Here is a 491-nt window from a genome sequence, read left to right as displayed (position 1 = left end):
ACTTAGTAAAAAAAGCAAAGACCTTATTTGGCTCAGTACAGTTATCTAAACACTTCATGCCATTAAAAATTATCGATTCTACTGTAATACTAGTAGCTTTAAAACTAGCTCCACATTTACAAATTGACGACGAGAAAGCTGCAATAAAAATTAGTACTATGTTTAATGGGGAATATCCCGAAAAAGTAAATATAGTAAAAGGAAAAATTAATGATCGTAAATGTATTGATAACATGTTTGAAGATAAAAACTCAATATATGTTTTTGATAGAGGATATTATGACTATAGATGGTACGATAAACTAAATGAAGCAGGTATAAAGTTTGTTACTAGGGGATTAAAAAATGCAGCAGTAATGGAAGAAAGGATTATCGATGCGGAGCCGACTAATGATGTATATGATACAGAAGTTATCATGGGTTCTACACCTAGTGGAAATTTAACGTTTAGTAGCTATAGGGAGATAATGACATTTGATGAAAATGGTGAG

At 31.2% G+C, this 491-nt stretch carries 1 protein-coding gene; it reads left to right on the top strand.

Annotated features, from left to right (window positions below):
• Positions 1-491, top strand: a 491-nt coding sequence (locus CPJCM30710_RS17430) for a transposase (protein ID WP_212905400.1), incomplete at both ends; no start/stop codon positions are given.

Source organism: Clostridium polyendosporum, from assembly GCF_018332455.1.
Lineage (GTDB): Bacteria > Bacillota > Clostridia > Clostridiales > Clostridiaceae > Clostridium_AY > Clostridium_AY polyendosporum.
This window is presented reverse-complemented; position numbering and strand designations above follow the sequence as displayed.